Raw genomic sequence first — 21637 nt, 5'->3', positions numbered from 1 at the left:
CGAAATTAATTGAAAAATTTTAAACATAGTTCAACAAGCATCGTTACTTCCATGTAGACGAAATTTCCGTAACTCCCTTTAAAAAAGTTCTCGATTTTTTTCTTGAGAAGCGTATAATCAATAAAAATGTGTAAAAATTCTAAGGAGGAGATTTTCTTATGGAAACCAAAGATCGATACGCGGTAGATATTGTACCGACAGAGCATCGACACATGTCTTATTGGGATATGTTTGCCACCTGGGTTGGAGCTAATGCTAATAATGGAACATGGTTTGTTGGTGGTATTATTGCTGCCTGTGGATTCTGGGGTGGCATCAAGGCACTAATTATTGCTTCAAGTATTTCGTACATATTTTTATCACTTGTTGGTTATATGGGCTACAAGACTGGTGCCACTACAATGGCAATTTCACGTGCTTCTTTTGGTATTCGTGGCAGTATTGTTCCTTCATTGGTTAATGTGACTCAATTTGTGGGATGGACAGCTGTCAATACATTTATAGCTGCGACATCAATGTCATATATTTTACATTCATTGTTAGGCTGGCCCGTTTATGGTCAACCTGGTGGCAATAAAGGGTTGATATTCGGTATTTTAGTAATGAGTATTCTCCATTTAATAAGTATTTCTTCCGGACAACGGTCGATTCAAATTATTGAACGAATAGGGATAATTCTTGTAATTATTTTCGTTCTTTGGGAATCGGTCGTTGTTTTTCGTGATGTGTCTTTTTCTCAAATTGCGAACTGGAAAGTACCCAGTGCTCAAAAAATGCCTTTTGGTGCAGCAATTGATACTTTGGCCGCCTTTAATTTGGCCTGGGTAACTGCCGGTGCAGATTTCACCCGGTTTACCAATAAAAAACATATTGCAGTTACGGCACCATTTATTGGTGCGGATATTGGTGTTTTCTGGTTTGCCTTTATTGGACTAGTTGCGACGATTAGTATTGCGATTACTTCTGGAGTATATGACGCAAACAATTCGGACCCTAGTACAATTGCGAATAGATTAGGTTTAGGATCAATTGCGATGATTGTGATTGTCTTGACTAGCATGACTGCAAACGCTGTAAACTTGCAGGCAGCAGGATCAGCAGTAAACAATATGTTTCCCAAAATAAGTTTGAAAAAATCGCTTTGGATTGTGACCATTTTAGCGACAATTGTAACGTTTGTTCCGGTTTTTGTGGGTAGTTTTCTAGATACATTCACGGCATTTCTAGACTACGTTGGGATGGTTCTTGGACCAATTATCAGTATCACGTGTGTTGACTACTATTTAATTCGGAAACGTAATTATCAACCTAAAGAACTTTCGCGAAAGGGTGGTCATTACTGGTATCAAGGTGGGATTCACTGGTTGGCGTTTGGTCTCTGGGTGTTAGGCGTTGTCGTGTATCTTTTATTGCAAAAAGTCAGTTGGATTGAAAATTATACTGGTGCCACGTTTATCGATATGATTTTGGTTGGATTAGTTTATTATGTTGTGATGAAATTGATTTTAAATAGGGAGGAAAAATAATGTTAATTAAAAATGTTTATATTGAAAATAATGATCAGAAACAAGATGTTCGGATTGAAGACGGTAAATTTACTGAAATTGGCAAACAATTAACCGCACATGAAAATGAAAAGATAATTGAAGCCAACGGAAAGTTACTTTTGCCACCATTCATCGATTCGCACGTCCATTTAGATGCGACCTTAACAGCTGGTGATCCAGAATGGAATCAAACTGGTACCTTATTTGATGGCATTCGAATTTGGTCGGAACGTAAGAAAACTTTAACTAAAGAAGATGTTAAAACGCGAGCAAAGGCAACGATTAGAAAACAAGTTGAGAATGGTATTCAAGTTGTTCGAAGTCATGTTGATACAACGGATCCAACCATGACGGCATTGGAAGCCCTGTTAGAAGTTAAAGAGGAAATGAAAGATATTGTTGAAGTACAATTAGTTGCCTTTCCTCAAGAAGGGGTGTTGTCGTACCCACACGGAAAAGAATTACTGGAAACAGCTGTCAAAGAGGGCACCGATGTAATTGGAGGAATTCCCCATTACGAATTTACGCGTGACTATGGGGTTCAATCGTTGCATTATATCGCAGAGTTAGCTCAGAAATATGATCGCTTAATTGATGTGCATTGTGACGAAATTGATGATCCAAATTCACGTAATTTGGAAGTATTAGCTACCTTGGCATATGAGACCGGTTTGGCCGACCGAGTTACGGCTAGTCACACGACGGCAATGGGATCATATAATAATGCTTATTGCTATAAACTTTTCCGACTTCTGAAACTGGCTAAAATCAATATGGTTTCTAACCCACTTGTTAATATTCATTTAGGCGGCCGCTTTGATACTTATCCTAAACGACGTGGGATTACCCGAATCAAAGAACTGACAGAGGCTGGAATCAATGTTTCGTTTGGCGAAGACGATGTTAAGGATCCTTGGTACCCAATGGGAAACGGTAATATGATGGATCCAGTTCACATGGGCATTCATGCAGAACAGCTAATGGGATATCAAAGTATTCAGGATTCATATAACTTTGTGACGAATAATGCAGCTAAAACACTGCATATCACAGATCATTACGGCATTGAGGTTGGAAAATCTGCCAATTTTATTATTTTAAATAATAATAACTTTTATAACGCATTAAATGAACGTTCTGAGGTCTTATATTCAGTTCGTCAGGGAAAGGTTTTGGTAGAAACTAAACCTAAAGAAGTAAAATTAAACTTTTAAATGGCTGCAGGTTGAAAGAATAAAAACACATCTTATTGTCTGATGTAAAAGCGTTCATAGTAACAAAATCAGATTAAATTACCATCTTCCAGACCGGGTGAGCCGTAGGACGGCATTTAAATCTAATTTTGTTAACATGAACGCTTTTGTATTAGGTAATGAGATGTATTTTTGTGCTTTCAACCTTTAGTTAATATAGTTAGAACAGACAAAACCTCAACCGATGATCGCTAATCGTAAAGTGAACCCCCAAGGTTGGACAGAAAAATCCAATTTTGGGGGTTTCATTTATGAGTAAATTTAATTTCGATTTTAAAGTTAAGATTGTCACCGAGTATTTAAGTGGTCAGGCAGCTTATTCACTAGCGAGAAAGTATGGGATTGGCAGCAAGGCTACCGTTTCAATTTGGATTCAGCGATTTGAAAGATTTGGTATTAAAGGACTTCAGCCAAAAGCCATGGACTTAGAATACACTAGTCAGTTTAAAGTTGATGTATTAAACTGGAGGAAACAAAATCAGGCCTCACTTCCAGTAACCGCCTTACACTTTAATTTATCCTCGCCAAGTACAATTTGGCAATGGGAAAAGCGATTTGAGACATTAGGAATTGAAGGGCTTGAGCGAAAGCGAGGCAACTCGAAAAATATGGCAAAACACAAGAATGAGAACGCTAAACCAGTTGTCCAAAAGGACAACTCAACAACAAAAGATACTTTAAAGCAACTCCAAAAAGAGAATCAAATGTTGAAGATTGAGAATGAATACTTAAAAAAATTAGAAGCCTTAGCTCGGAAAAAATCAGCACAAAGGAAATCTCGAAAATAGCGACTGAGTTGAGGCAAATATTCCAAGTATCAATTAAATTGATTCTCAAAGTAATTAAAATACCGCGTAGCACGTATTACTACACTCGAAATCATGAAGGTCGAAAATTCAATGACGATCAAGTTATTCAAGCAATTGATGAAATTCGACAACAAGATTTAAAATACACAAAGAAGTACGGGTACCGTCGAATTACAAGTGCTCTGCATGATTTAGGATTTCAGATAAATCACAAGCGGGTTTTACGTATTATGCAAGAACATGCCTGGATATGTCATGCCTTTAATCGCCAAACTCGTAAATATAACTCGTATAAAGGATTAGTTGGTAGGATTGCCCCTAATCGGTTAAAGCGTCGCTTTAAGACCGACAGACCCTATCAAAAACTTGTAGCAGACGTCAGTGAATTTCGATATGGATCTATGGGAACAAATGAACGCGTTTATTTGGAACCGGTACTAGATTTATTCTCTGGAGAAATTTTAGCATTTAATATAAGTGAACATCCAACAGTTGAATTCGCCATTAAACCGCTCAAAGAAGCTTTAGAAGGACTTCCGGCACTAAATTATCGGACAACAGTTCATACTGACCAAGGCTTTCAGTATCAACATCGCCAATGGCGAACGCTCTTGAAAGAACATCATGCATTCCAAAGTATGTCTCGTAAAGCGACTTGCCTTGATAATGCAGTAATGGAGTCATTCTTTCATATTATGAAAGCAGAAATGATGGATGAACATTTTGAAGATAAAACTAGCCTAATTCAAGCAATGAAAGATTGGATAGACTTCTATAACAACCGTCGTATCAAAACAAAATTAAACGGCAAGCCCCCGGTAAAATACCGAGAACTCGCCGTTCAAAAAGCAGCTTAACAATTTGTCCAATTTTAAGGGTTCACTTCATCGGTTGGGATTTTTTTAATGAGTATATTGCATGGTTATTTTGGGTTTATGTGAGAGAATAGAACCAATTAAATTATTGGGAGTATGATAATGACAACTTTATGGAACACATTTTTAGATCAGCGGACACAGTTGCTGCAAGCTTTGTGGGAACATTTACAGATTTCTATAACAGCTTTGTTGATTGCAATTGTGATCGCAGTACCCCTAGCTATTTGGGCCACACATCATAAAAGTGTGGCCGAATTTTTGTTACAGGTAACCAGTGTTTTACAAACTATCCCCTCATTAGCATTATTGGGACTGTTGATTCCCTTAGTTGGTATTGGAAGTGTACCTGCAATTATCGCATTAGTTATCTATGCACTATTGCCAATCTTTCAAAATACATATGTGGGAATCGACGAAATTGATCCTTCTTTAGAAGAAGCCGCGGATGCTTTTGGAATGTCACGTCTAAGAAAATTATTTAAAGTGGAAATCCCAATTGCTTTACCCGTTATAATTTCTGGGATTCGAACGGCACTAGTTTTGATTGTGGGAACTGCAACACTGGCAGCTTTGATTGGTGCTGGTGGTTTAGGTAACTTTATCTTATTAGGTATTGATCAAAATGATACGTCGTTAATTGTGATTGGCGCTGTTACATCTGCGCTTTTGGCGATTATTTTAAGTGCCTTTATAAAATTCTTACAAACTGCGCGGTTGCGGACAGTAATTGTGACGGTCAGTGTAATCATTGTGGGCTTTGTAGGTGTAAGTGGTTATCAAGCCATTTCACAGCCAAAAGAAAACATTGTCATTGCCGGGAAACTAGGATCAGAGCCAGATATTTTAATTCACATGTATAAAGATTTAATCGAACAGAACGATAAGAATGTCACCGTTACATTGAAACCGAACTTTGGAACGACTAGTTTTCTCTTTAATGCCTTGAAAAGTAAAAGTATTGATATTTATCCAGAATTTTCTGGAACTGTTTTAGAGAGTTTGGTTAAAAAATCAGGTGATACAACCGATTTAAGTGCCCATGAAACATACGTTAAGGCGCGGGATGATCTCAAAAATCAGTTTGATATGGCTTATTTGAAACCGATGGCTTATCAAAACACCTTTGCAATTGTTGTAAAGAAATCATTCGCCAAAAAGTACGATTTGAAATCTATCGGTGATTTAGCAGCAATTAAAAATCAGATCAAAGCCGGTATGACTCTTGAATTTATTAATCGAACTGATGGACTCAAGGGAATCAATAGAAAATACGGACTTAATATTAAAGCACGCTCGATGCAGGCTAGTTTACGTTACGAAGCGCTTAATAGAGACAACATCAACGTGGGGGATGCGTATTCAACTGATAGTCAATTGAAACAACTTAATTTGGTCATGTTAAAAGATACCAAACATGTTTTCCCACCTTATCAAGGTGCACCGGTTATGTCCGAAAAACTAGCTGCTAGTCATCCTAAAATTGTACAAGCTTTAAACAAATTAGCGGGAAAGATTTCGGACGAAGATATGCAAGAAATGAATTATGAGGTTAACGTCAAAAAAGTGTCGGCAGCAAAGGTTGCACGACAATATTTGACTGCTCATGGATTGTTGAGGGGTGCCAAATGATAACTAATAAACAACCAATTATTGAATTTAAAAATGTACGTAAAGAATTTGGCGAAAATCTGGCAATTCAGGATTTAAGTTTAGCAATTCAACCTGGTGAACTATTTGTTTTGGTTGGAACTTCTGGTAGTGGTAAAACAACCACTTTAAAAATGATTAATCAGTTAATTACACAAACTGACGGCGATATTTTATTCAATGGGAAAAAACTGAAGGAATTTGATAAGCAAAGTTTGCGTCTAGATATTGGGTATGTTCTACAACAAATTGCTCTATTTCCAACCATGACGGTTGCACAAAATATTAGTGTGATTCCTGACATGAAAAAAATGCCTAAGAAACAAACCGCTCAAATTGTTGACGATTTATTGACACAGGTGGGACTTGATCCAGACACTTATCGAGATCGAATGCCAAGTGAACTTTCCGGTGGTGAACAACAACGAATTGGTATTGTGCGTGCATTAGCAGCAAAACCGCCAATTGTTTTATTTGATGAACCCTTTAGCGCTTTGGATCCAATTGTTAGAACGCAGTTGCAGGATTTAGTCTTGAGCTTACACCATACCATGCACAATACCATTGTTTTTGTTACTCATGATATGGATGAGGCGCTCAAATTAGGTGATCGCATCGGTGTGATGAGTCATGGCAAACTTCTGCAAGTCGATACGCCAGATGAAATTGCGCAACATCCAGTCAACGATTTTGTGGAAAACTTCTTTGCGGGAACGGTAGCCAAAAATATTTTTGAAACGCCAATAAGCAAATTGGTAAAAACGGGGTATGTTTATGAAACCCCAAAAACGAATGATATAGGTTCACTGGTTGAGGTTAATGATTCACTGGAAACCGCTTTTCAGCTCTTAAGTAGAACTAGTGAAATAGGTGTAAAAGGTAAGAATGAAATTGAAGGTTATTTAAATCGTCAACAGGTTATACGTTATCTTAGTGAAGTTAAGCGTTAAAATGAGGACGTAAATAAAAAAACGGAGGGGTTAACCATGGATAAATTTGATGTTGTCGTTATTGGTGCAGGGCCTGGTGGTTCAGCGTTAGCGTACGCCCTAAAGGCTCAAAACAAAAAAGTGGCAATTGTAGAGGAAAATCTTTGGGGTGGCACCTGTCCCAATCGTGGGTGTGATCCTAAAAAGGTTATTTTAGCAGCAGTTGATGCGCGTCGGCGTGCACAAAACTTGGTGGGCAAGGGCCTACAAAGTGCACCCGTAATCGATTGGCCAGCCTTAATTAGTTTTGAAAAGACATTTACTGATCCAGTATCTGACGGGACCAAAAAGGGACTGCAAACTGCTGGGATTACCGTGATTGATGGCTCGGTGAAATTTGTGGATAAGCATACTATTTTAGCAGATCAGACCAAAGTAGTTGCCGATAAGTTTGTCATTGCCACGGGTGCACGACCGAAGCTACTTGATGTTGATGGTAAAAGATATTTTGAAACCAGTACGGATTTTCTGAAGATGACCGCAATGCCTCATTCAATAACCTTTGTTGGGGGAGGTTATATTGTTTTTGAGTTTGCCGCAATGGCATCTGCAGCTGGTGCAGATGTTCATATCATTCATCACAATGACCGTCCATTAAAAGCATTTGCAAAAGCTGACGTGGATCGTTTGATTGCACAACTTGAAGATAATGGCGTTCATTTCCATTTTGGGGTCGACATTAGCCGAATTGAAAATAATGCCGATGGCTATGAATTAGTGAGTGCACAAGGCTTTAGTTTACAAACGGATAAAGTTTTCTGCACGGCAGGTAGAATACCTAATGATGATACCTTAGCTTTAGATAAAGTGGGAGTGGAATTCTCTAACCGGGGTATTAAGGTGAACGATCATTTGCAAACGACTTCGGAAAACATCTTTGCTTTGGGGGATGTTCTGGACAAATCGCAACCTAAACTGACACCAGTGTCGGGATTTGAAGCCCAGTATCTAGCAGAATTATTTGCTGGACAAACTCAAGCAATTAAATACCCAGCGATTCCAACGGTTGTTTATGGAACACCTCGATTGGCGATGGTTGGCCTCAGTGTTGAAAAGGCGGAAGCCCAAAAAGATAACTACACTATTCAAAATCTCGATTTAACAGGATGGTTTACTTATCACCGCTTGAATGAACCGTTGGCATATGCTACAGTAATAACATCTAAAAAAACAGGTGCAGTTGTTGGAGCAAGCCTTATGAGTGGAGAAGCCGATGAGTTGATTAATTATTTTGCAATGGCAATTAATCGTCAATTAACTCCAGAAAATTTGAAACAAACAATTTTTGCGTATCCAACAACCGCAAGTGATTTAACCTATTTAATGTAAACTTGTGGAGGTAACTATATGGAATTCATTGGAACACTTGCTTTGATACTTTTTTTAACGTTGTTTGTTGGTCACTATAGTCAACGAATGGGTGTTCCAGGAGTTATTGGACAACTCTTAGTTGGGGTTGTCTTAGGTCCCGCTATTTTAAATTGGATTCATTTAAATAGTTTAGTTCAAGTTTTCTCTGATTTAGGTGTCATTATCTTGATGTTTATTGCCGGATTAGAAAGTAATATTGCACTGTTAAAAAAATATTTGCGTCCAGCACTGATTGTTGCGGTAATTGGGGTGATTTTTCCCGTAGTTATCATGGGTGCTTCTGGATTACTATTTCATTTTAGTCGTTTGGAGTGCTTTTTCTTAGGGGTGGTTTTTTCTGCCACTTCGGTAAGTATTTCGGTAGAAGTGTTGAAAGAATTCCATGCACTTGATACTAAAGAAGGAGCAACTATTCTAGGAGCAGCTGTAGCAGATGATATTATTGGCGTTATTTTGTTGAGTATTTTAGTTAGCATGATGGGCGAATCAAGCGGCAACCAGAATTTATTAATTGTGATTTTAAAACAGATTCTGTACTTTGTCGGTGTCTACTTGCTGATTAAGTGGATTGCCCCATATTTGATGCGAACTGCAGACCATTTATTCATGACTGCGAGTCGGACCATTATGTCGATGATCATCTGTTTAGCGATGGCATGGTTAGCGGAACTAGTTGGGCTAAGCGGTGCTGTTGGTGCCTTTTTTGCCGGTATTGCAGTTGCAATGACACCAGCTCATGAAGAAATTGGTGAAAGTGTGGAGCCAATTGGATACGCAATTTTTATTCCAATGTTTTTCGTGAGCGTGGGCTTAAATATGAATTTTTCCCATTTATGGCAATCTTTAGGTTTTGTTGTTTTGATGACGGTTCTAGGAATTGGGACTAAATTAATTGGCTGTGGATTGGGTGGCAAACTGTCGGGATTTGATTTAACGAGTAATTATGTGATTGGTGCGGGAATGATTTCACGTGGTGAGATGGCTCTGATTACTGCACAAATCGGTTTTTCAGCTAAATTAATGGGTCCAACGCATTATTCAGATGTTATTTTGGTAATTATTTTGGTAACCATTATTGCGCCCTTCATTTTAAAACATGCAATTACGCGTCAACAAAATTTAGCCACGGAATAGTTTATTTGAATTGGCAAATAAATGTGATAGATTTTAGTTTATGATGTATTCAAAACTTGAAAAATGTCGTATAATTAACTTAAGAAATTCTTAAAATAAGGAAGTTTGGAGGTTATTATATATGAAGAATAGTGATGATCACACGTTTGAACATAATCAAGACTCAAAATTAAGTTTAAAAACGTATAAGAGTCATAAGCAGTGGTTGTATGCTGGCCTTGTTTTAGTGGGTGTCAATGCAGCGGTTGCTTTTAATGAAACCACACCGGTATTCGCGGATACCAGTAGTAATGCAACGCAAGTTAGTAATAAACAAACTAAATCAAGTAGTTATGCTTATTCAAACTCATACGCAACAAGCTCAAGCACAAGTGCATTGAGTAGTAGTGCTAGTCAAGCTAGTTCAAGTGCTACTTCTAGTGTTGCAAGCTCTTCGGCAGTAAGTAGCAGTACTTCAACAAGTTCTAGCAGTGCATCAAGTAGCAGTTCGAGTTCGGTTGCAAGCTCTAGCTCAGAGAAAAGTGCAGCTACGAGTACAGTGACTACAAGCTCTGCAGTTGCTTCAAGTAGTGTAAGTAGTTCGGTTGCAAGTTCTTGGACGCCTAGCGTTAGTTCAAGTGTTAGTTCGGCTGCTGCGGTGAGCTCTGAGGATGTAACTTCAAATGCTTCAAGTGTTGCCATACTAAGCAGTGTGACTAGCAGCGTTTCAACGTCTAGTTCGGAAGTAGCTAGTGTGGCTTCGTCGGCAGTTAGTTCCGCTGATGAGGGTTCTTCTGCTGATATAAAAACCGACCAAACAAGTAGTGAAGCTGGCTCTGTTACAAAGGCAAGCTCTGAAAGTGTCAGTTCAGCAGCTGCTGATTCGACCGTTTCAAGTGAATCAACAACTTCAGCGGCTAGTTCAGCTACAACTACGACACAGACCAGCAATACGAATACCAATGAAAATAGTGTTGTGACAACATCTATTTCCAAAGTTGTTCAACAGGTTAGTGAAGCAACTGCCGCTTTACAGCAGGCAACCACAGTTCATCAACGAGTCGATCGGTCAATTTATTTTGAAAATCTATCTCAGTTTGTTAGCACAAGAACGGCAACCACGACTGAAGTTACTGATTTAAATGATAAGTATCAGCAGGCGGCAATTCCGGTTACGCAGTTCCAAGAAAACTCACGAGCAATTAGTAATGCTCAAAGTGAAGCTACGCAAACAACGGAACGTGCTTCAGCTAATAGTGACAAAGATGATAATTCTTCTTCAGAAATGACTGTTCAAACAGCTGACTTTGCTGCGACTGCTCAAGGTACTCTTGAAGGTAGTACTTACGTGATGCACGGTAATAAACAAAATTAATAGTAATAAAATAAAAAACGGGTCTCTGTCAAATCGTATTGGTGGAGATTTTGAACGGCACATTCACTTCGGTGAATGTGCTTTTTGTTTACTCATGAATTAAACTAATCCGGATAAAGAAGTTGTCAATATTTCGAAAACCAAAACAGTTACGCTTTAATGCCTTGATTTTACGATTAAGTCCTTCAATTGGACCGTTGGAAAATGGATAACGACAACTGTTTAGAAGGGCTGAACCATTTTTGATAAACGTGTTGATCGTTATGTCCATTTGATTACTAGTGGGTTGGTAGTTAGTAAGTAAGGATTGGAACGCATTAGCATCCTTTTGGTGTATGGCACTTAAGATACCTTGATAGGTTTGATACACAGATCTAAATCTGGGAAAAGCGTCTAGAGCTAAATCAATGGCGTTTTGTTGCGGCATATACTCGTTAATTCCGCGTAAATAAACAGCCTTAGAATCATTAACTTTTATTTCATCAAGATGAAATAAACGCCATTGAGATTTTAAAATATGATAAATTCGTGAATGCTTATCTTGGATAGTACGAATGGTCTGCGTGCGTTCATTATCTAAGGCACGCCCAGCCAGTTGAATAATATGGAAACGATCGATAATCGTGGCCGCATTGGGAAATAAGCGATGAATGAAGCTGCCATATTCAGCATTCATGTCAATCGTCACTGATTGAACTTGGGCACGTTCTTGAACCGAAAAACGAGCTTCAAAGTAGTCAATGATATCTTTACTTAGCCGATCTTTTAAAGTAACAATTCGGCGATGACTAACGGCATCGCAACAATTAAAGGACATCCAGTGATTACAGGAACGAAATTCATCAAAGCAAAGATTCTCTGGGAGATGTTTAACACGATAGGCTAAGTGAATATTGGCATTTAGGATTCGTTGAACACTGCTTGGCGAAATTCCACAAAGTTTAGCAATTTCTTTACTCGTCAACATATCGCGTGCCAAAACGATCACTTGATGTTTGATATTATGTGTGAAAGTTTCGTTACGATTAACCAACTTAGTTTTAGCACCACAGGTTTTTGAACAATCTTTACATTGGTATCTTTGACGTTTTAAATGCATTTCGTAACGACCACCGGATAAGGTTCCTAAACGCAGGTGACTCATGTGAGTTCCGTTTTTAATTAAGCTTTTATGGCCACAATGTGGGCACTTTAAAAGTTGATAAGACAAAGTTGCATGGACGACATGAATACGTTGGTTTGTGGAACACCGTTCTTTAGAAATACCAGTGACAATTAAGTTTGGGTCTGTTATTTCGAATAAGCATAAGATAGAATTAGTTAGGGACATCTGAATTTCCTCTTTTCGATTTGTTTTGGCGATTAAATCGTAGCACAAAGAGGACAGATGTCCTTTTTTATTTTTCTGATTTTCAAAACAGACAAAAAACCGGTATTAGTTATTCACCAATACCAGAAAGTGTAGACCCTAAAAAACGATAAGTTCGATCTGTCAAAACAGATTGCAAACTTATCGTTTTTTTATGTTATTTAATTTTAACAAGATGTTCTTGATCATTGACGACACCGTGAATGAGTGGAGAAACGGCCCCAATACTCGTTAAAGTCAAGTTATGCATTGCTCGTGAAGCCATTGTATATAAAATTCCTAGTGAACTTTCATCAGGATAATTATTTTGAGAGATATCATAAGCAATAACGGAGTTAAATTCTAATCCTTTGGCTAAATAAATTGGCATAATCAAAACACCTTTAGGAAGCGCTAAATCAGCATCTGAAAGTAAAGTTGCTTTAGTTGTACGATGAATATTTTCGAAAACCTGCTGACTTTCTGCCATATTCCGCGTCAAAATGGCCACTGTGCCATAGGTTTGTAATTCTTTCAGACAGGTTTTGACAAGGGCCTGGTTAATCGTTGAAACACTGTCACGGATGATGATACTGGGTAAATCGCCATCACGATTAAATGCCTGAATTTGATCACCAGCAGGCAAAAGCTTTTTTGCAAAACTAGTAATTGGATAGGTTGATCGATAGCTTCTATTTAAAGTAATTAAGTTAGCCTTTTTGACATGAAAAGCGTTCTTTAAATGAGTTAATAAAGTTTGTGGAGACTCAACATCTTTGAAAAGTGCCTGTTCACTGTCACCGAGTAGGGTGAACTTGGCATTTGGAAAGGCATGTTTAAAATAAACCATTTGGGCAAGTGAATAGTCCTGCATTTCGTCAATGAAGATGTGCTGAATTTGCCGATTGCGACCACTACCAGTTAAAAGGTCACGCATTAACAGCAGTGGTGCGCCATCCATCAAACGTAATTGATGGTATTCAATTGATTGCTGAAAGGTAAATTGATTTTTTTGCCAAACTGCTGTTGAAATTGTGTTTGTAATTTTAACTTGTTTAAGAAATTGAGCGTATTGGGAGTAAATATCCACAAAGTAATTATTGAACAAAGCGTCGTAAATGACACGAAAATGTTTGGCAGCTAACTTGCGACCTAAATAATGAATTTCATCATCGTAGCTTTCAAATGCACGTAGTTTTTTCTTACCAATTAAGTTGTTATATTCTTCATTGCTTAAATGATCAATTGTTTCATGAATCCAGTCAGCATCAGCCTCCTGATCAATACGGTTTTTTAATTGTTTAATCAATGTATTCTTGGTTTTTAAAAACCGGTCAGCTGGGTTCATTGAAGCAGGAAGATCTGTATAAATTTTTTGAATGTCCGCAGCTTTAAAAAATGGTTTTTCTTCAAACATCACATTAGTGAACTGTATTTTGTCAGGAGTTAACTCAAGTACATAGTTTTGAATAAGTTGCATAAACTCAGAACTTTCAAAAAAGTTTGTTAAGGATTGAATATCAGGTTTGGTCTGCGAGTTATGTTCATAGCGATCAAAGAGGGTTTCAACATTAAGTCCCTGGAAACGTTGTGAAAGAAAATCAGCGAGCGTGATTTGTCGCATATTGCGTTCGCCAAGACTTGGCAAAACATCTGAAATATAGCGACTGTAAAGCCGATTTGGCGAGAACAACACAATTTCATCGGCGTTTAATGACTGGCGACTATGATAAAGTAAAAAGGCGATGCGTTGCAAGATGGCAGAGGTTTTTCCACTGCCAGCGACACCCTGAACGACAAGTAAATCGCTGGTTGTGTCACGAATGATGTCATTTTGTTCTTTTTGGATAGTTGCCACAATGTTAGCCATATAAGTATCATTCTGTTGGCCAAGCACTTCTTGCAGAATTTCGTCGCCAACTGTTTCGTTCGTGTCAAACATGTTGGTGATTTTGCCGGATTGAATGGAGAATTGCCGTTTTTTAACTAAATCGGTTGTCATTTTTCCCGCAGGAGTCTGGTAGGAGACATTCCCGAGTGTTCCGTTGTAATAAATACTGGAGATGGGTGCACGCCAATCATAGATGAGAAAATTTTCGTGTTCATCTGCGAAGGATGCTGTTCCAATGTATAGCGGCTCCGCGGTGGTTTCACCAGGATCTTGAATGTCAATGCGTCCAAAATAGGGAGAATTTTGAAGTTGTTTGTAGGTGGCCACTTGGCGTTTGAGAATGGTTTCATTTTCGACGGCACGAGCGACGAGGCCTTTTTGTTGTTGAACTTCGGCGTTGGTTTCGATACGGTCATCAGCTTCAAAAGTGTTGATTTTAGCATTTTGAGAATAATTGCTTTCAACGGAGCGAGTTTCAAAATGAGCTTGATTGTATAGTTGTTGGGTGTGATCGGCTTGGGTTTGGATTTTGCGAATGACGTGATCGACACGGTTTTGTTCGGATTTAATTTCATTTGAATCAACGGTGCTCAATTGCATGACTCCCTTAGTGTAAAAGCATTTTAATGTTCTGATATTCTAGGCTGTTTGAAGGAAAAAGTCAAGAATAGTGAACGAAGCAAATCGGTAGGTTTTGAACTATAAGCAGGATTTGTGGAGTTGTGGCTCAGCGGAAAAAAGAAGTGAACGAAACAACTTGCTAGATTTAAAAAAAGAGAAAGTGAAATGAAGGTAAATGCATACGGCCAAGTTACTTCAACAATCAACGCAGTGTTTAACTAATTATCACTTGCTCCTCAAACTAAAGATAGGTACAATGGGGATATTAAGTTCAATGAAGAAATAAAGTAGTTTTTCATAAACAGAGAGAAATCACTTGCTGAAAGATTTCGGAAAAACGAATTGGGTTTTGGAGGACGATGAAACGGGGCACCGATAACTGCAATGAGTGGCAGATTATTCTGCAAATTAGGTGGCACCACGGTGAATTCGTCCTATTACTAGTTATTACTAGTGATGGGATTTTTTATTTACTCAAAACTAAACAAAAGGGAGTTTTAATGATGACAAAAAAACACGTAATTTTAACGGGTGATCGACCAACCGGAAAGCTGCACATTGGCCATTATGTCGGGTCATTGAAGAATCGGGTTGAATTACAAAATACGGGTAATTATGATAGTTTTATTATGATTGCAGATATGCAGGCTTTGACAGATAATGCACGTGATCCAGAAAAGATTCGTCACAGTCTCATTCAGGTAGCTTTAGATTATTTAGCGGTTGGTATTGATCCAGAAAAATCCACTATTTTAGTTCAATCACAAATTCCGGCGTTGAGTGAGTTAACGGAAACATATCTGAATTTAGTGACGGTTTCACGTTTGGAAAGAAATCCAACGGTAAAAACCGAAATTAAACAAAAGAAGTTTGGTGAAAGTGTACCGGCCGGATTCTTTATTTATCCGGTTAGTCAAGCAGCTGATATTACAGCATTCAAAGCAGATACGGTACCTGTTGGCGATGACCAAGAACCTATGTTGGAACAAACTCGCGAAATTGTGCGAACATTCAATAATGTTTATGGTAAACAAATCTTGGTTGAACCAGAAGGTTATTTTCCACCTAAGGGTCTGGGAAGAATCCCTGGATTGGATGGGAATGCTAAGATGAGCAAATCACTAAATAACGCAATTTATTTGGCAGATGATGAAGATACCATTCAAAAGAAAGTAATGTCGATGTACACGGATCCAAAACACATCAAGGTTTCCGATCCCGGTCATGTTGAAGGAAATACCGTATTTACTTATTTGGATATCTTTGATGAGGACAAGGCTAAAGTTGCCGACTTGAAGGCGCAGTATCAAGCAGGCGGTTTAGGTGATGTTAAAATTAAACGTTATTTGAATGAAGTTTTGCAAAACACATTGAAACCAATTCGTGAGCGAAGGGAACAGTATGCTCAGGATATTCCTGGTGTGTATGATATTTTGAAACGTGGTAGCGAAAAGGCCAACAAAGTGGCTAATCAAACTTTGGATGAAGTACGAGATGCCATGGGAATTAACTACTTTAAATAGTAACTAAATAAGAAGAGAGAAGTATAAGCTGTTGTGAAAACAGGACAGTTTTCATAACAACTATGACCTATACTTGCTCTCTTTTTTTATGATTGCGCTTAACATTTACGAAGTCCCGTTTGTTCCGTATACATTTGTCGCATACCTACGTAAAAACATGGTAAAATATAAACAATAAATTATCGTGATGATCGAGGTGTAAAATGGAAAACTTAGTAATTGTGGATTTAGGTTCCAATTCGGTTAGAATGGCAATTAATGAAATTCACGAGGATGGAAGTTTTCATGAGGTTCGTCGAATCAAAGAAGACTCTCGCATCTCTGAAGGAATGGGCAGTAGTCACATTTTGCAGCAAATTGCGATGGACCGTACAGTAGCAGCCTTAAAACGATTTAAGCAGATTTATGAAAGTTATCCTAATCGAACTGTACGGGGGATTACCACGGCAGCCGTTCGTGTGGCGCGTAATCAAGCTGAATTTTTAAAACGTGTTCAGGATGAAATTGGCATTCAGTTAGATGTTTTGTCTGGCAATGATGAAGCTTACTATGATTATTTAGGCGTTATGAACTCGCTAGAAGTCAGCGATTGTTTAATTCTGGACACTGGTGGTGCCAGTTGCGAACTAATTCACGTAAAGAATGGTAAACCCCGTAATTTAATTAGTGTACCATTTGGTGCTGTAAGTCTGTCTGAACGGTTCCATTTAAATAATGTGGTTCGTGCAGATCGTCTCTTTGCAGCGCAAAATTTTGTAAACAAACAGTTTCGAGATATTTGGTGGATCATGGACGCGGTACAGTTGCCCATTATTTTGCTGGGTGGGGCTAACCGCACATTGGCTCGCATGAACCGACAACATCAAGGAATGCTCCGTGTGGATAATATTCATGGTTATCGTTTGAAAACAGAAGTTGTAAATAAAACTTTTCGAGCATTATTGTCACGAAATTTAGTTAATCGAAAAAAGATGCCAGGATTAGAAACGCAGCGTGCCGACATCATTATTGGTGGTATTTTACCATTGGTTATGCTGCTTCAAATGTTAGATGCGGATCGCGTAATTTTTTCAGAAAGTGGTGTTCGTGAGGGCATTATTTCTGAGTATGTTCAGCACAGATAAAGCAAATAAAAATCAAAAAGCGGGAAAGCACATTTAAAAAATGAGTTTCACCGCATTTTTTTGATTTTAGGAGAAATAATTCATGAACTTAACACCTTTTTATAAACAAAATTATGAACAACGGCTGGCAATGTTGAAAGAAAAACTGGGTTTAACTGATGTCGATGAAGCTTTGATTACTGGAAAAACGGCGACACTTGGTAATCAAACTATCGAGAATTATTTGATGGATTTTTCAATACCAGAAGGCGTTGCCGTTAATTTCAAAATTAATGGTAAAGAAAAAGTGGTCCCAATGGCAACAGAGGAACCTTCCGTGATCGCAGCTGCCAGCAATGGCGCTAAAATAATAGCAGCGGGGGGAGGGATCCAAGCTTCAACTACCGAACGGTTGATGATGGGACAAGTTTTAATGGCAAATGTTCAGAAACCAGTTCAATTGACGCAGCGCTTGTTGCAGTACAAACCAGAAATTTTACAAACGGCAAATGATGCTCATCCTTCAATTGTAAAACGTGGTGGTGGCGCAAAAAAAATCCGTGTGAGAAAATTAGCACATCAATTTATTTCGTTAGATATTTTTATTGATACAAAAGAGGCCATGGGCGCTAATATGATTAATGCCATGTTGGAGGCTGTCGCAAAGCTTTTACAGGTCAAGTTGGGGCAAACCAGTTTGATGGCTATTTTAAGTAATTTAGCTGATGAATGTTTAGCAACGGCAACCTGCCGAATTCCAGTGAAGGTTTTGACCACAAAGCAACTGAATGGTAAGGAAGTAGCACAGCGCATAGTTCTCGCTAGTGAGGCAGCTCAGGTAGATCCTTATCGGGCGGCAACGCACAACAAAGGAATCATGAATGGCATAGATGTGGTAGTAATGGCTTCTGGAAACGATTGGCGTGCAATCGAAAGTAGTGTTCATGCATATGCTGCTCGAGATGGTCACTATCGGGGATTAAGTTGTTGGCAAATTGAAAATGATTTTTTGATAGGAAACTTAACACTACCTTTACCGGTGGGGTTTGTTGGTGGATCAATTAAACTCAATCAAAAAGCGCAACTCAATCATCGAATTTTGCAGGTAAGTACAGCAAAAGAATTAGAAGAAGTTTTGGTAAGCGTTGGACTAGCGCAGAATTTGGCGGCCTTAAAAGCCTTAGTTTCAGAGGGAATTCAGCGTGGTCATATGCATTTGCAAGCAAAATCACTATTGTTAAGTGTAGGTGCAACAACAGCGGAGTTAGCAGATGCACAAGCAAAATTAGAAAGTGCACCTGTAATGGACCAACAAACAGCACGGCAGATTTTAAAAGAGTTGCGAGGAGAAAATAATGAGTGACATTAAACTTAATAGTGAAGTAAAAGAGTTATTAGATGAAGTTAATGAGAAAATTTCTGGGGAAGTGACATTTGATTATGGCACAGAGAAATCTGGGTATGTCCGGTATGATCAATCCTATCAAAGTTGGCAAAACGGCGACTTAATCATTCATGTTAAAGATATTACAGCACCGAATTATACGGTTTCACATGAATTACGACATGCGTTATTGGATGCAACTGGCTATCCGATGATTTCTTTTAATTTAACAAGTGGGCACCAGGACTTTGACGAGCAATTAATGATTGTGACGACCACTTTATACGATACAGTTACTCATTTGAATATTTATAATTGGCAAAAAAGCCATGGCCTATTGACTAATGAAGTTCAGACTGAATATTTAAAAGGAGTTCAACAGACCATCAAACCTGAAGAAAAAGGCAAAATGGATGGCATGATGCATTTACGATTACTCACACTTTTGGATGCGTTAGTCTTCTATGGTAATGATTTTGATAAAGTTGCTGATCAATTTCAGCTTGACTATCCAATCTCTTTGCAAGGCGCACAAAAGGTGTATCAAGAATTGATTCAAAAGCCAGTTGATTCACCGTTTGCACTTCGAAGGACGGTAGTTAAGGCGTTTGAAGCTTTTGATGCGCAACTTGAAAGATGGAATTTACCAACAGTAGGTGGCAAAGAATTTGTGACGTTAGGTAGTGTCTTTAGTAACCGTCAGTTACGCTTAGAAGTGCGTCAACTTTTTCAAATTTCACATTCAGAAATTCAAGATAAAGCAACTAAGCAAAGAGCTTATATCGGAATTGGGGTAACGGATCAACAAAACGCATTTGTTTTACCAACACCACCACAAAATAAATCGGAAGTATTTTTTAAACACATGTATGGTATGTCGATCAAAGATTTATTTGAGCAGTTGAACTTACCATATTCAGTTCGATAACGAGAAATCAAATAGTTTACCTAAACTTCCATTTAGCCTAAACTAAAGATAGGATCCAGATGGCGATAAGCGAGATTTTTGATTAAAGGAGATTTGAGCCATGACACGTCAAAACGTTTTTCAGCAACTTGTTAAATTGAAAAATCGAATGCGCGACTTGACGCGTTTTCAAGTTGTCATAGATTTAATCATGATTTATGCATTTTTGAGAACGGTGTTAAGTGGGACCACGGTTAATTTGTTTGGAACGGTTCTAACCCAAAATAGTGCGATGGTTGTTACTTTCTTGATTGCGATTATTGACCTGTGTTTTACACAAATTCGGAAAAATTATCGTAACGCTGGGCGCAACTTGATTGGCCATTTAGGTGGGCAGTTATCAGAAGATGAAATTTTGGTTATCCGACAGTTTGAAAGATATTAAATTAAAAAAGCAACTTCTAGTTTGTTCACTTCATAGAACAAATTAAGGTTGTTTTTTAACTTATTTGGAGACAAATATTGGCGACTTTTTGCTGCACCGGTGATAAGAGGTGATTGGTTCGATAAGCCAAACTCATATAAAACTCAGGTTGGGGATCATCTAATAATTCTAATGTAACAACGTTAGGATTAGTGATCGCCGACTCAGCCAGAAAACCAATTCCCACGTTTTTTTCGACCATTCCCTGAATAACTTGTGGGTCATTACTTTTGTAAATAATTTGCGGCCGAAAATGGTTAGCATGACTGAGTTGTTTTAGAGCTTCGGCATGTACGAAGCTGCTACCAAACGTGATAAAGTCTCTATTTTTAAGATCACGTAACCAAACCTTACCTTGATGTGCCAATTCACTTTTTTTGCTGACAATGATATGAAATTTGGTTTTGGCAAAGGTTTGGCTGAACAAGCGTGCTGAATCAAAGGGTTCAACCGATCCCACCAAAGCCATATCTAGAGTTCCATTTAAAAGTAGCTTTAGTAACTCGGCGGAACCATGTTCAACAGGCACAATTTGGGTTAATAAGTTTTGTTTGGATAACTCAGCCGCAATCTTTGGAAAGTATGATTGGCTGATGACTGGTGGTAAACCTAAAATTATTTTTCCAGTGTTAATATTCCGAATTTCATTTTGAGCCACATTTACTTGATCAAGAATGATGTCTGTATGTTCGGCAAGTTGTTGGCCACTCATTGTAGTGGTTAGCTTATGCTGACTGGCGTCACGAACAAACAATTGTGTTTGAAATTTGGTTTCCAAACGCTTTATGGCGGTACTAATTGTCGGTTGGCTAACGTTAAATGCCGTTGCTACACGAGAAAAATTGCGTTCTTTTACCATTGCTTGAAAGTATTCAAAGTCTTTAATATTCATAAACTGCCTCTGATTGTTTCCTAAGTTTTTGAATAAATTGAAATAGCTAACTACGAGTGATTAAAACTTAAAAATCATCATAGTTAGCTTTTTAATTCAGAGTTAAATAGCAACACTAAGTTTTTAATAACCAAAAAGAATAATCAAACTAGTCTTGATTATTGATTCTTTTCAGGCATTACCCATGCAGCCACCAAATATAAGATAATGCATGGGATAAAACCGGGAATTGAAATAGCTGCATAAATCACGCGTAATAGTGTTTTATCAACACCTAGATATTCTGCAAAGCCACCAATCACGCCAGCAATCATTTTATCTGAAGATTTTGTAAGTTTTTTTGTCATGTTGAACCCTCCCCTTTTGACAAAGACTTTTACCACTTTTATTATAACTTTTTGGACTATTAAATCCTATTCAAAAGTACTAAAAAATTATAAAGATGATAAACCGCGTACCTTTGCCGTTTTAACTAACAACTATTAATATTCTTAATACTTTC

Annotated in this window: 18 protein-coding genes and 1 other annotated feature; of the genes, 14 read left to right on the top strand and 4 right to left on the bottom strand. The window is 38.1% G+C overall.

Annotation, left to right across the window (positions count from 1 at the left end):
* Positions 1–158: 158 nt before the first annotated feature.
* From AB3219_RS01870 to AB3219_RS01830, 9 genes are all read left to right on the top strand, one after another.
* The gene (locus tag AB3219_RS01870; RefSeq protein WP_260365723.1) at positions 159–1526 is read left to right on the top strand and encodes a cytosine permease; all 1368 of its coding nucleotides are present in this window, start codon (positions 159–161) and stop codon (positions 1524–1526) included.
* On the top strand, positions 1526–2761 hold the full coding sequence (gene codA / locus AB3219_RS01865; protein WP_260365724.1) for a cytosine deaminase: 1236 nt from the start codon (positions 1526–1528) through the stop codon (positions 2759–2761). Before AB3219_RS01870 ends, codA begins: the two co-directional genes overlap by 1 nt.
* A 290-nt stretch (positions 2762–3051) precedes the next feature.
* On the top strand, positions 3052–3588 hold the full coding sequence (locus AB3219_RS01860) for a helix-turn-helix domain-containing protein (RefSeq protein WP_011005829.1): 537 nt from the start codon (positions 3052–3054) through the stop codon (positions 3586–3588).
* A complete protein-coding gene (locus AB3219_RS01855) occupies positions 3525–4466 on the top strand; it encodes an IS3 family transposase (protein WP_308704609.1) in 942 nt (313 codons plus the stop codon). The genes AB3219_RS01860 and AB3219_RS01855 overlap by 64 nt, the downstream gene beginning before the upstream one ends.
* 120 nt (positions 4467–4586) lie before the next feature.
* Positions 4587–6116 carry an ABC transporter permease/substrate-binding protein gene (locus AB3219_RS01850; protein WP_260365725.1) on the top strand — a complete coding sequence of 510 codons (1530 nt, stop codon included), beginning with the start codon at positions 4587–4589 and terminating at the stop codon, positions 6114–6116.
* On the top strand, positions 6113–7084 hold the full coding sequence (locus AB3219_RS01845; RefSeq protein WP_311735533.1) for an ABC transporter ATP-binding protein: 972 nt from the start codon (positions 6113–6115) through the stop codon (positions 7082–7084). The genes AB3219_RS01850 and AB3219_RS01845 overlap by 4 nt, the downstream gene beginning before the upstream one ends.
* 36 nt (positions 7085–7120) lie before the next feature.
* Positions 7121–8452, top strand: a complete 1332-nt coding sequence (locus AB3219_RS01840; protein ID WP_260365726.1) for an NAD(P)/FAD-dependent oxidoreductase — start codon at positions 7121–7123, stop codon at positions 8450–8452.
* A gap of 18 nt (positions 8453–8470) precedes the next feature.
* Entirely contained in the window at positions 8471–9628 is a 1158-nt protein-coding gene (locus AB3219_RS01835) for a cation:proton antiporter (RefSeq protein WP_216754155.1), read from the top strand.
* A 121-nt stretch (positions 9629–9749) separates the two neighbouring features.
* Positions 9750–10982: a hypothetical protein gene (locus AB3219_RS01830; RefSeq protein WP_260365727.1), complete on the top strand. Its 1233-nt coding sequence runs from the start codon at positions 9750–9752 to the stop codon at positions 10980–10982.
* 88 nt (positions 10983–11070) lie between these two features.
* Here AB3219_RS01830 and AB3219_RS01825 read toward each other — a convergent pair whose 3' ends face one another.
* Positions 11071–12312, bottom strand: a complete 1242-nt coding sequence (locus AB3219_RS01825) for an ISL3 family transposase (protein WP_367369451.1) — start codon at positions 12310–12312, stop codon at positions 11071–11073.
* A 196-nt stretch (positions 12313–12508) separates the two neighbouring features.
* On the bottom strand, positions 12509–14815 hold the full coding sequence (helD, locus tag AB3219_RS01820) for an RNA polymerase recycling motor HelD (protein ID WP_260365758.1): 2307 nt from the start codon (positions 14813–14815) through the stop codon (positions 12509–12511).
* A gap of 292 nt (positions 14816–15107) precedes the next feature.
* Positions 15108–15282, top strand: a binding site (T-box leader).
* A gap of 63 nt (positions 15283–15345) precedes the next feature.
* On the opposite strand from helD, the gene trpS reads away from it, so the two are divergent.
* From trpS to AB3219_RS01795, 5 genes are all read left to right on the top strand, one after another.
* Positions 15346–16365 (top strand): tryptophan--tRNA ligase, encoded by a 1020-nt coding sequence (trpS, locus tag AB3219_RS01815; RefSeq protein WP_216754152.1) that lies wholly within the window; start codon positions 15346–15348, stop codon positions 16363–16365.
* A 203-nt stretch (positions 16366–16568) separates the two neighbouring features.
* Positions 16569–17489, top strand: coding sequence for a Ppx/GppA family phosphatase (locus tag AB3219_RS01810; protein WP_057806980.1), 921 nt, complete (start codon positions 16569–16571; stop codon positions 17487–17489).
* 82 nt (positions 17490–17571) lie between these two features.
* Positions 17572–18831, top strand: a complete 1260-nt coding sequence (locus AB3219_RS01805) for a hydroxymethylglutaryl-CoA reductase, degradative (RefSeq protein ID WP_260365756.1) — start codon at positions 17572–17574, stop codon at positions 18829–18831.
* The gene (locus AB3219_RS01800; protein ID WP_057806983.1) at positions 18824–19780 is read left to right on the top strand and encodes a hypothetical protein; all 957 of its coding nucleotides are present in this window, start codon (positions 18824–18826) and stop codon (positions 19778–19780) included. The genes AB3219_RS01805 and AB3219_RS01800 overlap by 8 nt, the downstream gene beginning before the upstream one ends.
* 100 nt (positions 19781–19880) lie before the next feature.
* Positions 19881–20204: a hypothetical protein gene (locus AB3219_RS01795; RefSeq protein WP_057806985.1), complete on the top strand. Its 324-nt coding sequence runs from the start codon at positions 19881–19883 to the stop codon at positions 20202–20204.
* A 55-nt stretch (positions 20205–20259) separates the two neighbouring features.
* On the opposite strand, the gene AB3219_RS01790 is transcribed toward AB3219_RS01795, so the two are convergent.
* Positions 20260–21135, bottom strand: coding sequence for a LysR family transcriptional regulator (locus tag AB3219_RS01790; protein WP_216754149.1), 876 nt, complete (start codon positions 21133–21135; stop codon positions 20260–20262).
* Positions 21136–21293: 158 nt separating this feature from the next.
* On the bottom strand, positions 21294–21482 hold the full coding sequence (locus tag AB3219_RS01785; RefSeq protein ID WP_057806989.1) for a PspC domain-containing protein: 189 nt from the start codon (positions 21480–21482) through the stop codon (positions 21294–21296).
* Positions 21483–21637 lie beyond the last annotated feature (155 nt).

It is taken from the genome of Pediococcus ethanolidurans (assembly GCF_964062635.1).
GTDB classification, from domain to species: domain Bacteria; phylum Bacillota; class Bacilli; order Lactobacillales; family Lactobacillaceae; genus Pediococcus; species Pediococcus ethanolidurans.
The sequence above is the reverse complement of the archived record's forward strand: the minus strand, read 5'-3'. Positions and strand labels throughout refer to the sequence as shown.

Bases quoted from the DNA above. Each gene is read 5' to 3' on its own strand.
- AB3219_RS01810 (WP_057806980.1), top strand. From the start codon at position 16,569: ATGGAAAACTTAGTAATTGTGGATTTAGGTTCCAATTCGGTTAGAATG.
- AB3219_RS01830 (WP_260365727.1), top strand. From the start codon at position 9,750: ATGAAGAATAGTGATGATCACACGTTTGAACATAATCAAGACTCAAAA.
- AB3219_RS01840 (WP_260365726.1), top strand. From the start codon at position 7,121: ATGGATAAATTTGATGTTGTCGTTATTGGTGCAGGGCCTGGTGGTTCA.
- AB3219_RS01790 (WP_216754149.1), bottom strand. From the start codon at position 21,135: ATGAATATTAAAGACTTTGAATACTTTCAAGCAATGGTAAAAGAACGC.
- AB3219_RS01785 (WP_057806989.1), bottom strand. From the start codon at position 21,482: ATGACAAAAAAACTTACAAAATCTTCAGATAAAATGATTGCTGGCGTG.
- AB3219_RS01845 (WP_311735533.1), top strand. From the start codon at position 6,113: ATGATAACTAATAAACAACCAATTATTGAATTTAAAAATGTACGTAAA.
- AB3219_RS01850 (WP_260365725.1), top strand. From the start codon at position 4,587: ATGACAACTTTATGGAACACATTTTTAGATCAGCGGACACAGTTGCTG.
- AB3219_RS01835 (WP_216754155.1), top strand. From the start codon at position 8,471: ATGGAATTCATTGGAACACTTGCTTTGATACTTTTTTTAACGTTGTTT.
- AB3219_RS01795 (WP_057806985.1), top strand. From the start codon at position 19,881: ATGACACGTCAAAACGTTTTTCAGCAACTTGTTAAATTGAAAAATCGA.
- AB3219_RS01870 (WP_260365723.1), top strand. From the start codon at position 159: ATGGAAACCAAAGATCGATACGCGGTAGATATTGTACCGACAGAGCAT.
- AB3219_RS01825 (WP_367369451.1), bottom strand. From the start codon at position 12,312: ATGTCCCTAACTAATTCTATCTTATGCTTATTCGAAATAACAGACCCA.
- AB3219_RS01805 (WP_260365756.1), top strand. From the start codon at position 17,572: ATGAACTTAACACCTTTTTATAAACAAAATTATGAACAACGGCTGGCA.
- AB3219_RS01800 (WP_057806983.1), top strand. From the start codon at position 18,824: ATGAGTGACATTAAACTTAATAGTGAAGTAAAAGAGTTATTAGATGAA.
- trpS (WP_216754152.1), top strand. From the start codon at position 15,346: ATGACAAAAAAACACGTAATTTTAACGGGTGATCGACCAACCGGAAAG.
- AB3219_RS01860 (WP_011005829.1), top strand. From the start codon at position 3,052: ATGAGTAAATTTAATTTCGATTTTAAAGTTAAGATTGTCACCGAGTAT.
- codA (WP_260365724.1), top strand. From the start codon at position 1,526: ATGTTAATTAAAAATGTTTATATTGAAAATAATGATCAGAAACAAGAT.